At 45.6% G+C, this 11626-nt stretch carries 11 protein-coding genes; 9 read left to right on the top strand and 2 right to left on the bottom strand.

What is annotated here, in order from left to right:
* The first annotated feature begins 45 nt into the window (after window positions 1-45).
* Window positions 46-813, top strand: a complete 768-nt coding sequence (locus tag KDM90_RS05245; RefSeq protein ID WP_212674561.1) for a GNAT family N-acetyltransferase — start codon at window positions 46-48, stop codon at window positions 811-813.
* Window positions 810-1670: a UDP-2,3-diacylglucosamine diphosphatase gene (locus KDM90_RS05240; RefSeq protein WP_212674560.1), complete on the top strand. Its 861-nt coding sequence runs from the start codon at window positions 810-812 to the stop codon at window positions 1668-1670. Before KDM90_RS05245 ends, KDM90_RS05240 begins: the two co-directional genes overlap by 4 nt.
* 13 nt (window positions 1671-1683) lie before the next feature.
* On the opposite strand, the gene sixA is transcribed toward KDM90_RS05240, so the two are convergent.
* Together sixA and ppk1 are read right to left on the bottom strand one after the other, a co-directional pair.
* Entirely contained in the window at window positions 1684-2166 is a 483-nt protein-coding gene (gene sixA / locus KDM90_RS05235; protein ID WP_212674559.1) for a phosphohistidine phosphatase SixA, read from the bottom strand.
* A gap of 8 nt (window positions 2167-2174) precedes the next feature.
* Window positions 2175-4256 (bottom strand): polyphosphate kinase 1, encoded by a 2082-nt coding sequence (gene ppk1, locus KDM90_RS05230; protein ID WP_230409670.1) that lies wholly within the window; start codon window positions 4254-4256, stop codon window positions 2175-2177.
* A gap of 424 nt (window positions 4257-4680) precedes the next feature.
* On the opposite strand from ppk1, the gene pstS reads away from it, so the two are divergent.
* The 7 genes from pstS (at window position 4681) to phoR (ending at window position 11488) form a co-directional block, all read left to right on the top strand.
* Window positions 4681-5724: a phosphate ABC transporter substrate-binding protein PstS gene (gene pstS, locus KDM90_RS05225; RefSeq protein ID WP_212674558.1), complete on the top strand. Its 1044-nt coding sequence runs from the start codon at window positions 4681-4683 to the stop codon at window positions 5722-5724.
* Window positions 5725-5865: 141 nt separating this feature from the next.
* Entirely contained in the window at window positions 5866-6834 is a 969-nt protein-coding gene (gene pstC, locus KDM90_RS05220; protein ID WP_230409669.1) for a phosphate ABC transporter permease subunit PstC, read from the top strand.
* Window positions 6831-7691, top strand: a complete 861-nt coding sequence (pstA, locus tag KDM90_RS05215) for a phosphate ABC transporter permease PstA (protein WP_212674557.1) — start codon at window positions 6831-6833, stop codon at window positions 7689-7691. Before pstC ends, pstA begins: the two co-directional genes overlap by 4 nt.
* Before the next feature lie 17 nt (window positions 7692-7708).
* Complete coding sequence (pstB, locus tag KDM90_RS05210) at window positions 7709-8494, top strand: phosphate ABC transporter ATP-binding protein PstB (RefSeq protein WP_212674556.1); 786 nt, start codon at window positions 7709-7711, stop codon at window positions 8492-8494.
* 63 nt (window positions 8495-8557) lie between these two features.
* Window positions 8558-9277: a phosphate signaling complex protein PhoU gene (gene phoU, locus KDM90_RS05205; RefSeq protein ID WP_212674555.1), complete on the top strand. Its 720-nt coding sequence runs from the start codon at window positions 8558-8560 to the stop codon at window positions 9275-9277.
* Window positions 9278-9400: 123 nt separating this feature from the next.
* Window positions 9401-10090, top strand: a complete 690-nt coding sequence (gene phoB, locus KDM90_RS05200) for a phosphate regulon transcriptional regulator PhoB (protein WP_212674554.1) — start codon at window positions 9401-9403, stop codon at window positions 10088-10090.
* A 99-nt stretch (window positions 10091-10189) separates the two neighbouring features.
* On the top strand, window positions 10190-11488 hold the full coding sequence (gene phoR, locus KDM90_RS05195) for a phosphate regulon sensor histidine kinase PhoR (RefSeq protein ID WP_212674553.1): 1299 nt from the start codon (window positions 10190-10192) through the stop codon (window positions 11486-11488).
* The last annotated feature ends 138 nt before the right edge of the window (window positions 11489-11626 follow it).

Genomic DNA, 11626 nt, shown 5'->3' with positions numbered 1-11626 from the left:
CTTATTCTGCGTGCTGAAGACACAACGAATAAAGGAGCACAGTGCATGAGAGTGTTAACCATTCCCGGTGATGCGAATCCCAGTTTCTCAAAATTGAGTTTGAGTTTGGCTAGTACAAAAAAAGAAGTGAAGGAAGTGCAACGTCTGCGTTACAAGGTTTTCATCGAAGCGATGGGGTTGACGGCATTGGCGAATGAAGATTGTCTCGACAAAGATGAATTTGACGAATACTGTGACCATCTGATCGTACGGGATACCAAGACCTTGAAAGTCGTGGGAACATACAGAATATTGAGCCCGAATGCAGCTCGACAGATCGGTCGTTATTATTCAGAAGCTGAGTTTGATCTCTCTCGTCTGGCGAATATTCGAGGTAGCATCGCGGAAGCCGGACGTGCTTGTATCCACCCTGATTATCGAAGTGGTGCGGTGATCATGCTATTGTGGGCGGGCATCGCGGCGTACATGCGACGCGAACGTTGTGAATACTTAATCGGTTGTGCCAGCATTAGCTTGTCCGATGGTGGCCATAACGCAGCCGCTATTTATCGTCAATTTAAGGACGAAGAATTTGCTCCCTTAGAATATAGGGTCACACCGCTCTTAGCTTTTCCACTTGAGAATATGGATGCTAGCCATGAGGCCAGAGTTCCTCCTCTCTTGAAAGGCTATTTGCGAGCTGGCGCGTGGATTTGTGGCGAACCTGCGTGGGACCCGGACTTTCATAGCGCGGATTTGTTTGTGATGTTACCTCTATCGAATCTCGATAATCGCTATGCCAAGCATTACGGCACTGAGGAGCGTCAAGCATGATCCCAGCAGATCAGTTTCTGAAGCAAGAAACCAGCTCAGCCGTAAAGTGTCCAAAAAAGGATGCCAAGAAGGAAGGAATGCGTTTTCGCAGTATTTGGATTTCTGATCTCCATTTAGGGACGACAGGCTGTCAAGCCAAACGTTTGTTGGAATTTTTAAAGGCGACGGAGTCGGAGACTTTGTATTTGGTCGGCGATATTATCGACGGCTGGCAGCTGAAACGACGATGGTATTGGGACCAAACTCACAATAACATTGTGCAAATTGTGTTGAAAAAGGCGAAGAAAGGAACCAATGTGATTTTCGTGCCTGGCAATCATGACGAGGCTGCGCGTCAATTTATTGCACTCGATTTTGGCGGGATACAGGTTCGGGATGAGCTAATTCATACAACGGCCGATGGTAAACGTATGTTGGTGCTACATGGCGATCGCTTTGACGGTGTGATTGCTTGCGCTAAGTGGATCGCTCATTTGGGTGATAGTATGTACACAATGATCTTGAAACTAAATCAGATTTTCAATCATTGGCGAGCACGTGCTGGATTGCCGTACTGGTCTTTGTCACAGTATCTAAAATTAAAAGTTAAAAATGCAGTGAGCTATATCACGAAATTTGAAGACGCTTTGGCGGATGAAGCACGGCAACGAGGCCTGGACGGCGTGATTTGTGGTCATATCCATAAACCAGAAATACGAAATATCGGTGGCATCCTGTATTGCAATGATGGCGACTGGGTGGAAAGTTTGTCCGCTTTGGTGGAAGAAACGGATGGTGAGTTACGTTTAATTACTTGGCACGACGTGGTGCCACAAGGGCGAACTCAATCACTCTTGGCAACAACAATGACGGCATAAGCAATGCCTAAATTTATGATTTAATGACTAAATCAGGCGACATGATCGCCTTTAAGTAAGTGCGCAAACCTTCCCCATCTCTTTCTTTTTGTGTGATCCACCACACATTGGCTTTACGTATTGCGCATTCTGGTTGGGTGGGAGTGATGAGTTGCGCGGCGACCAGTCCCAAGCTTGGCTGATGGCCAATGAGTAAGACGCTCTCACGGGAGTTCGGCCAATTCGCAGCATCAAGTAATGCGCCGGCGTCAGCATTCGGTGCGATGTTTTCTTCGATCTTAAATTTCCGCATGCGTTTTGCAAGCGGTATCATGGTTTCGCGCGATCGCAGCGCTGGGCTTACTAATATCCTGCAGTTGTCAGGTAAAACCGAATCTAACCAATAGGCCATTTTTTGTGCCTGCTTCTGTCCCTTTGCGGTGAGGCGGCGAGCGTGATCATCGATCCCCTCGTGGAGATCTTCAGCCTCTGCATGTCGCCATAAGATTAAGTCCATGGTCTTGCTTAAGTATCGATATCGGGAGAACCAAGGCTTTGCATCAGGAACTGTTGGGCTCCGAATGGTTTCTGCTTGCCACGCGCCTTTTTACGCTCATAGTGGCCATTCGAATCAAGCGTCCACGCATTTAAATTGTCTTTCAAATAGGGCTCAAGTCCTTCGCTGAGTACGCGTTTTTTTAGGCTTTTCTCGAGTACAGGGAAGGCGACTTCAATCCGCCGAAATAGATTACGGCTCATCCAATCTGCGCTCGCAAGATAGACATCATGTTCCAAATCATTCCGGAAATAGTAAATACGAGAGTGTTCTAGGAATCGCCCAATAATCGAACGAACTTTAATATTTTCAGATAATCCCGGCACGCCTGGACGTAAGGTACAGGCGCCACGCACGATGAGGTCGATTTTGACACCATCAGCTGAAGCTGCATATAAAGCACGGATCACCGATTCATCCACCAAAGCATTCATTTTTGCAATGATACGTCCGGGGCGTCCTTCTCTTGCAATGCGCGCTTCGTTGCGAATCGCTCTAATAATCTTGGGTTGTAATGAAAATGGAGCAAGCCACAGATAGTCGAGTTTTTTCGGTTTCGTTAAGCCAGTGAGATGAATAAACACTTCATTGACTTCTGCCGCTTTTTTGGGATGTGCCGTGAGCAAACCAAAATCGGTATAGAAGCGTGTTGTCGATGGATGGTAATTTCCCGTTCCTAAATGCGCGTAGTGACGCAAACGCCCACCTTCTTCACGTCGAATCACGAGTGCTAATTTCGCATGTGTCTTTAATCCCACCACGCCATAAACGACTTGCGCTCCCGCTCGTTGGAGTCGATCAGCCCAATTAATGTTGGCTTCCTCATCAAAACGGGCCATCAATTCAACAACAACCGTGACCTCTTTTCCCATCCGAGCAGCGGTAATCAATGACTCCATTAAATCCGAATTCATGCCAGTTCGATAAATCGTTTGTTTGATCGCAAGTACGGTTGGATCGAGTGATGCGGTTCGGATGAAATCGATCACCGTTTGAAATGGTTGAAATGGATGATGCAATAAAATGTCTTGCTTATTAAGGACATCAAAAATATTCTTTTGAGCCAGTTTGGGATCGGCTTTCGGTGAAAAAGCAGGGAAACGTAAATTGGCCTGATTGACGTGATCAATTAGTTCAGATAAACGCACCATATTGACTGGGCCATCCACAGGATAGAGTCGATCTTTGCTGAGGGAGAATTGCTCTAAAAGAAACTGCGATAGCGCTTCCGGGCAATTTTTCGCTACTTCGAGGCGGACAGCAACACCAAATTGTCTGCCTTGTAATTCACCTTGGAGCGCTTGACGAAGATTCTTCACTTCATCTTCGTCAACCCACAAATCACTATCCCGCGTCACACGGAACTGCGAATAGGCAAGTACTTCTCTGTCATTGAATAGATCGCCTATGTGCGCATGAATGACCGACGATAATAAACAAAAGGCCATGCCTTTTTCAGTCAGTTCATCGGGTATTTTAATCACGCGGGGCAACACACGCGGCGCTTTTACAATGGCAATCGCTGTTCCTCTTCCAAACGCATCTTTTCCGGCGAGGGAGACGATAAAGTTGAGACTCTTGTTGACAACTTGCGGAAAGGGATGCGCTGGATCCAGCCCAATTGGCGTTAGTAGCGGTCGAACCTCACGATCAAAATAGGACTTAACCCATGCCCGTTGCGCTTCCGTACGTTCACTATGGCGTACGAGGTGGATACCCTTGCGCGAGAGTGCAGGCAATATTTCTTGGTTTAAGACTTCATATTGGCGAGTCGCTAGTTCGTGACATTCATTCGCGACTCGTTCCATCATCGACGTAAATGCGGCATGCTGCGCTAGTTGACCATCAATGATATTTTGGGCTAAAAGGCTGGCGACCCTTACTTCAAAGAATTCGTCAAGATTGCTCCCAACAATGCATAAGTATTTGAGGCGCTCAAGTAAAGGAATCGATTTATCTTCCGCCTGAGCCAAGACACGCCAGTTGAAAGCAATTTGTGACATTTCGCGATCAAGATAAATCCCTGATCGCGGCAGACCCCAGGTAGCCATCAATGCCGATTCACTATCATTACTTGCTTTTATATTCATGCTGGTAACCGGACTGTCGTTAGGATGTAATTCTGTGGCGTTTGTTTCCACTACGCTTGGCGTGTCATTTGCGCCATTGGAGCCAATTGTGACATCGTGGTTCATCGTTCTCTTTTCTACATTCAAGTCATTGTAGTCGAGGCCTTGCCTGCGACAGCATAAAAATCCATAGGGATTCTATTTGTCATTTGTGACAAGTTTATGACAAAAAATCACCTTTATTTTCCGATTTTCATAGACAAATTTTGTTTGTCATATTCTTGTCATATTCGACTTGTAAAGTTCGGCACATGTTGTTGCATTGCCAGACCATCCAAGCAATGATTTAGTTAGGCAGTGCGAAAAATAACATACCGGTTTGTTTTCCCATTTAATCGAGGTCAATATGCAATTTAATCGTATTGTTAAGTCTTTAGTCATCGCGGCGGGTGCTGCATTGGCTTTTTCGTCTGTGCATGCTGCCGAAGTGACTGGCGCTGGCGCGACTTTCCCTTACCCAATTTACGCTAAATGGGCAGATGCTTACAAAAAAGCAACGGGTAACACTATTAACTACCAATCTATTGGATCAGGCGGCGGGATTAAACAGATCAAAGCGAAAACTGTCGACTTTGGTGCAACGGATATGCCGTTGAAACCGGAAGAATTGGCAGCCGATGGCATGATGCAATTCCCAGCCGTGATTGGCGGTGTCGTCCCTGTTGTGAATTTGGAAGGCGTCGCACCGGGTCAGTTAAAAATGACAGGCGAAGTTTTGGCAAAAATCTACATGGGTACCGTGACAAAATGGAATGCTGCGGAGATCGCTGCCATTAACCCGGGCGTGAAATTGCCAGCAGAAGACATCACGGTCGTGCATCGCTCTGATGGATCTGGCACAACTTTTATTTGGACTGACTACTTGTCAAAAGTGAGTGCAGAGTTTAAATCGACCGTAAGTTCTGGTACTGCGGTCAAATGGCCAGTTGGTTTGGGTGGTAAGGGTAATGAAGGCGTTGCTGCAAACGTGCAACGTATTAAGGGCGCGATCGGCTATGTTGAGTATGCCTACGTTAAGCGGAATAAGATGATCCATACCCAAGTGAAGAACTTGGACGGTCAATTCGTTCAACCGGATGATGCCAATTTTAAAGCTGCAGCATCGGGTGCAGACTGGGCGAAAACACCAGGGATGGGTGTGATTCTGACCAATCAAGCTGGTAAAACAACTTGGCCAATTAGCGGAGCGACTTTTATTTTGTTGCATAAAGTGCCGGCAAATCCTGCAAACACACAAGAAGTTGTCAAGTTTTTTGACTGGGCATTTATGAATGGTGAAACGATGGCAACTGAATTGGAATATGTTCCTTTGCCAAAAGACGTCGTGAAGTTAATTCAAGCGAGTTGGAAGGCGAACTTGAAAGATGCTGCTGGTAAAGCATTGTACTAATCTAGTTTTTTTAGTGATAAAAAATGACATCTCAACCGCGTGTTGGGATGTCTGCACATAAAGCAAATAAGCATGTCTACTCCAGCGATGAACTCGTCATTTCAAGATGGTAGAAATGAACAACAGGAAGTCAGTCAAGTGATGACAAATACGCAAACAACTCAGCATAGCTCGGCTATGCGGAAACAAAAATTACAAGATTTTTTCTTTCACAAACTGACCTTTAGTTTTGCGCTTCTGGTTTTGTTGGTGTTGGTAGGTATCGTGGTGTCATTGTTTTACGGTGCCTTACCAGCAATGAAAGAGTTTGGATTCGCTTTTATTACGACGATAGAGTGGGATCCGATTAATGATAAATATGGTGGAATGATTGCGATCGTTGGCACCTTGGTCACTTCAGGAATTGCCTTGTTGATTGCTTTTCCGATTAGTTTTGGAATTGCCCTATTTTTGACAGAAATTTGCCCCGCTTGGCTAAAGCGTCCCTTGGGAACAGCAGTTGAGTTGTTAGCCGGGGTGCCAAGTATTATTTACGGTATGTGGGGATTGTTTGTGTTTGCCCCTTTCTTCAGTACGTATGGGCAGCCATTTCTTGCCAATACTTTGGGTAAATTGCCAGTCGTTGGCGTTTTGTTCTCGGGCTCGATGATCGGGATTGGCGTACTGACCGCAGGCATTATTCTCGGCATTATGATTATTCCCTTTATTGCCTCGGTGATGCGCGATGTGTTTGAAATTGTGCCCCCGGTTTTGAAGGAATCTGCCTATGGTTTGGGATGTACGCGTTGGGAAGTCGTTCGAAAAGTTGTTTTGCCTTACACCCGCGCTGGGGTCATTGGCGGCGTAATGCTCGGTTTAGGCCGTGCACTGGGCGAGACGATGGCGATTACTTTTGTGATTGGGAATGCGCATAAATTACATTGGTCCTTGTTCGCCGGCGGAAATAGTATTGCTTCTAGCTTGGCGAATGAATTCGCCGAAGCAGAGTCAGAATTACATGTTGCTTCTTTGTTTTTGTTAGGTCTGATTTTGTTTGTCATTACTTTTATTGTGTTGGCTTCTGCGAAATTGCTGTTGTTGAGTATGAAAAGAAAAGAAGGTGTGAAATGACCCCAACTGCCGTGAACTCAGTTTACAAGTCGCGTCTGCGTCAACACAAGATAGGAATTTTCTTGTCTACCGCTGCGATGGCCTTAGGTATTTTTTTCCTCATGTGGATTCTCTTTACTTTGGTCATTAAGGGATTTGGGTCCTTAAGTTGGTCTGCTTTGGTCGAAGCAACGCCAGCTCCCGGTGAAGAAGGTGGGGGTTTAGCCAACGCCTTGGTCGGCAGTTTGATGATGGTAGGGTTTGCGACTTTAATTAGTACGCCGATTGGAATTTTGGCGGGTATTTATTTGGCCGAGTATGGCGAGAAAAATTGGTTCAGTGATTTAACCCGCTTCGTAACCGACATTATGCTGTCTGCACCGTCCGTGGTGATCGGCTTGTTTGTGTATGCGATCTATGTTGCTCATATTAAGCATTTTTCAGGTTGGGCAGGGACATTTGCAATTTCGCTGATTGCGATTCCTGTTGTGGTGAGAACCACAGACAATATGCTGGCGTTAGTGCCGACTAGTTTGCGCGAGGCTGCGTTTGCACTTGGCGCACCACGTTGGAAAGTCGCATTGTTCATTCGGGTGAAAGCAGTGAAGGCTGGCATTTTGACAGGCGTCTTATTGGCTGTTGCTCGTATTTCGGGTGAAACGGCACCGTTATTATTTACAGCTTTGAACAATCAATTTATTAATACAGACATGAATAAGCCGATGGCAAATCTGCCTGTTGTGATTTACCAATTTGCGATGAGTCCTTACGATAACTGGCGTGGATTGGCTTGGACGGGCGCCTTATTGGTGACCTTTAGCGTGTTGGCATTGAATATTTTGTCACGCACTGTTTTCGCACAAAAAATCAACAAATAATGAAGAGTTGAACGATCATGATTCCAAATACAAATCCCGTAGTTGAGCCAAAAGCTTGTATCGAAACAAAAAACTTGAACTTCTTTTATGGCAGTAATCGTAGTTTGCACGACGTGAATCTAAAGGTGTATGACAAGAAGGTGACCGCGTTTATTGGTCCGTCTGGCTGTGGAAAATCGACTTTGTTGCGAACTTTTAATCGTATGTACGATTTGTATCCAGGCCAAAAAGCAGAAGGTGAAATTATCTACAACGGTCAAAATATTCTGTTGCCTGGCCAAGATATCAATTTATTGCGTGCGAAAGTCGGAATGGTTTTTCAGAAACCAACACCTTTCCCTATGTCTGTCTATGACAATATTGCGTTTGGTGTTCGCCTCTATGAAAACTTGTCTAAGGGAGAAATGGATGAGCGCGTAGAGTGGTCATTGAAAAAAGCCGCTCTTTGGAATGAAGTGAAAGATAAACTGACGAGTAGCGGATTGAGCTTGTCGGGCGGTCAGCAGCAGCGCTTGTGTATCGCTCGTGGTGTCGCAGTAAAGCCTGAAGTTTTGCTGTTGGATGAACCGACGTCGGCTCTTGACCCGATTTCGACAGTTAAGATAGAAGAACTCATTAATGAGTTAAAAGAGGATTACACGATCGCGATAGTGACGCATAACATGCAGCAAGCCGCACGTTGTTCTGACTACACGGCATATATGTACCTTGGTGAATTAGTTGAGTTCGGTGAGACAGACAATATTTTTATGAATCCTGTGCGCAAAGAGACCCAGGATTACATTACTGGTCGTTTCGGTTAATCAACAGACGATACAACTTCATTCAAAAATTAGCGTTAGACCATTCAGAATTCAGGAGTCAATATGACAGGCGAACATTCATCAAGTCAGTACAATCACGATTTAGAAGCAATCCGCTCTCAAGTGTTATTGATGGGCGGATTGGTGGAGAACCATTTTCAAGATGCAATGAATTGCTATCGCACTGGAAATAGCGAGCATGCGGCAGCGGTCGTTAAATCCGATGAGGAAGTAAATCGTCTTGAAGTTATGCTAGATGATATGTGCAGCCATCTGATCGTAAAGCGTCAACCTGCGGCGAACGATTTGCGGACGGTGATGGCAACAGGAAAGGTGATTACCGATCTTGAGCGTATCGGAGACGAGTCCACCAAGATCGCGCGAATCGCACAAGAAATGGCAAGTAAGAATCGTACCAATGCCATGTTCAGTGGTTATGAAACCGTGCGTGTCTTGGCAAACAGTGTTGGACAAATGTTGCATCAATCGCTTGATGCATTTGCCCGACACGATGACGCAAAAGCCGTACAATTGATCGCATTTGATGAAATTATCGACAGTGATTTTCGATCAATTATGCGTAATCTGATCACCTTTATGATGGAAGATCCTGCCACTATTTCATTCGCATTGGATGCACTGTGGGTTGCTAAAGCGATAGAACGCATTGGAGATCATGCAAAGAATATCGCCGAACATACGATTTATATTGTTGAAGGCAGGGATATTCGTCATTCTGACTATGTCGCGACCAAACAAGATAAGCAACATCAAGGCGAGTGATACCTTAAACGAGGTGATCGCGATTGTTAAGCGGAGATGGACTTGAGACATTACAATGGCCCGCGCATTTCGACTCTACTGAATTGAAATGCGCGTGGAAATATTTATATAAAAAAATAAACTATGTCAGTTGATAAAACCACGATTTTGATCGTAGAAGATGAACCCGCGATCAGTGAATTAATTTGCTTTACCTTGCGAGGTGCAGGATGGAACACCGTTCCAGTTGGTAGCACTGCAGAGGCATGGGAGTTCCTACAACATCGGACACCACAATTGATCTTGTTGGATTGGATGCTGCCTGATCAAAGCGGTCTGCGTCTATTATCGCGCATTCGTGGCGACCGCAATTTTAACGAGATGCCAGTCATTATGTTGACGGCTAAAAGTATGGAAGAGGACAAAATATCTGGACTCGATCATGGCGCGGATGACTACATTACAAAACCATTTTCGCCGCGCGAGTTGACGGCACGAATTAAGGCCATGCTGCGTCGTAAGAGCCCTGAGCACGCGCAAACCAGCTTGGCGATTGCAAACGTCCTGCTTGACCCAGTCAGTTGCACGGTCAAAATCGATGACAAGAAAATTGAAATTGGACATGCGGAATATAAGTTACTTAAATTCTTCATGGCTCATCCAGAGCGTGTTTTTTCGCGTAGTCAATTATTAGATAAAGTCTGGGGGGACCACGTGGTTATTGAGGAGCGTACCGTCGATGTTCATGTTTTACGTTTGAGAAAAGTGTTGAAAGAGGCGGAGGGCTTGATCAGAACCGTGCGTAGTGTGGGATATATGTTGTCGGAAAAATAAAAAATAGTTAGTTTTTCGACTAGCGGCGACGATTCTCGATTAATCTCCCAAAAGTAGACTATTTGTCGCATGACTTCTTTTCAATTGCAAATCTAAACAATGCATCCTCACCTAATTTTTTGGATTTCTGCTTCAGTGCGTCTCGGCATTGTGCTTGGTACAGCCGCGGTGTGTGGCTACTTCTTTGGTTTGACGACCGGATTTGCGCTCGCTTTGCTCGGCATGTTGTCGCTGATTTTTGTGCAGCTCAAGTATTTGTTGAATCTGTCTGATTGGCTGGATAATCCCAGTAGTGCGCGACTTCCCGATGGATGGGGTGCATGGACAGAGATTTTTTCACGCTTGTATAAACTGCGCCGCGGCGATGAAAAAAACCAATCTGAATTAGCCGAGTGGCTCGCTCGCTTTCGGCAAGCGATGACTCTGTTGCCTGACGGCGTTGTCATTATGGACGACGTCATGTTTCTCGAATGGTGTAACCCGATTGCTGAACGTGATCTGGGACTTGATTTAGCACGCGATAAAGGGATGCGTGTGACCAACTTAGTTCGTGCTCCAGAATTTATTGACTATATTATTTTGGGGCGCTATGAGACGCCTCTAATTTTATCGGTGCGAGAACGTAAGCTCGTTGTACACGTGATACCTTTTGAAAATCGACGTCAAATCTTGGTTACACACGACATCACTGAGTCAGAGCGCATCGATATGATGCGCAGAGATTTTATCGCTAACGCGTCGCATGAATTGCGCACCCCACTGACGGTCATTAATGGCTTTTTGGAAATTGCTACGATGCAGCCCGATTTGGATGTGGCGATTCGTAACTCACATGTCAAATTGATGGTCGAACAAGGTGAGAGGATGCAACGTCTTGTCGAAGATATGCTGACCCTGAGTCGGCTTGAGTCTGCCGACTTTCAATTGCGACCCGAGCGCGTGCGCATACATTCGATGTTATCGCAAATTGTGCAAGAGGCCGAGGCACTATCAGCGGGCAAGCATCAGATTTCTTGTGAAATTGATGGCCCAGACATTCAAGGTAGTAGTGACGAAATTCGTAGCGCACTCAGCAATTTGGTGACGAATGCGGTGCGTTATACGCCAGTGAATGGGACCATTAAGCTGGTTTGGAAAAATACCCAACAGGGACCGCAATTTTATGTGCAAGACAATGGGATAGGTATTAGCCCAGAACATATCTCTAGGCTTACTGAGCGTTTCTATCGAGTGGATAAAAGCCGTTCCCGCGAAACGCAGGGTACAGGCCTTGGCTTGGCAATTGTCAAACACGTATTGATCCGTCATCATGCCCATCTTCTGATCGATTCTGTACCGGGTGTCGGCAGTCAATTTGCTGTGCAATTCCCTTCCCGTATAGCCTTGTTAGACGACTAAGGTCTATACGTGCAATTCGCCAGCCCATGCTCCAAAATTGTGCAGAATAAGGAGCGGATTAAACTGAATTGCCTACACTAAATCCTCTTCATGAAAGTACGCTGAATCCTTTGATTTCGGTTAAAGTCATTTGGGTTT

The organism is Affinundibacterium fentianense, from assembly GCF_018139545.1.
In the GTDB taxonomy this organism is placed as follows: domain Bacteria; phylum Pseudomonadota; class Gammaproteobacteria; order Burkholderiales; family Burkholderiaceae_D; genus Undibacterium; species Undibacterium fentianense.
The sequence above is the reverse complement of the archived record's forward strand: the minus strand, read 5'-3'. Positions and strand labels throughout refer to the sequence as shown.

Bases quoted from the DNA above. Each gene is read 5' to 3' on its own strand.
- KDM90_RS05245 (WP_212674561.1), top strand. From the start codon at position 46: ATGAGAGTGTTAACCATTCCCGGTGATGCGAATCCCAGTTTCTCAAAA.
- KDM90_RS05240 (WP_212674560.1), top strand. From the start codon at position 810: ATGATCCCAGCAGATCAGTTTCTGAAGCAAGAAACCAGCTCAGCCGTA.
- sixA (WP_212674559.1), bottom strand. From the start codon at position 2,166: ATGGACTTAATCTTATGGCGACATGCAGAGGCTGAAGATCTCCACGAG.
- ppk1 (WP_230409670.1), bottom strand. From the start codon at position 4,256: ATGGCTACCTGGGGTCTGCCGCGATCAGGGATTTATCTTGATCGCGAA.
- pstS (WP_212674558.1), top strand. From the start codon at position 4,681: ATGCAATTTAATCGTATTGTTAAGTCTTTAGTCATCGCGGCGGGTGCT.
- pstC (WP_230409669.1), top strand. From the start codon at position 5,866: ATGACAAATACGCAAACAACTCAGCATAGCTCGGCTATGCGGAAACAA.
- pstA (WP_212674557.1), top strand. From the start codon at position 6,831: ATGACCCCAACTGCCGTGAACTCAGTTTACAAGTCGCGTCTGCGTCAA.
- pstB (WP_212674556.1), top strand. From the start codon at position 7,709: ATGATTCCAAATACAAATCCCGTAGTTGAGCCAAAAGCTTGTATCGAA.
- phoU (WP_212674555.1), top strand. From the start codon at position 8,558: ATGACAGGCGAACATTCATCAAGTCAGTACAATCACGATTTAGAAGCA.
- phoB (WP_212674554.1), top strand. From the start codon at position 9,401: ATGTCAGTTGATAAAACCACGATTTTGATCGTAGAAGATGAACCCGCG.
- phoR (WP_212674553.1), top strand. From the start codon at position 10,190: ATGCATCCTCACCTAATTTTTTGGATTTCTGCTTCAGTGCGTCTCGGC.